The sequence below is a fragment of the Photobacterium sp. DNB22_13_2 genome, from assembly GCF_052873915.1.
On sequence record NZ_JBNNXU010000310.1, the window covers coordinates 1 to 233 of the forward strand.

General features: G+C 62.2%; 1 protein-coding gene. It reads left to right on the forward strand.

Annotation, left to right across the window (positions count from 1 at the left end; translation table 11 throughout):
• Positions 1 to 233: beta-ketoacyl synthase N-terminal-like domain-containing protein (locus ACVA58_RS28765; protein WP_446513635.1), on the forward strand; the 233-nt coding region annotated here is incomplete at both ends.

Sequence of the window (233 nt, forward strand, 5' to 3'; positions counted from 1 at the left end):
CCAATGAGGCGCGCCGCATGGATACCTTCATCCACTACGGCATTGCCGCGGGCGTGCAAGCGCTCAAGGACAGCGGGCTGGAGATCACCGAGGCCAACGCCGAGCGCATTGGCGTGTTGGTCGGCTCCGGCATTGGCGGTCTGCCAATGATCGAAGATACCCACGCTGAATACACGAATCGCGGCCCGCGCCGCATTTCGCCGTTCTTCGTGCCGGGTTCGATCATCAACATG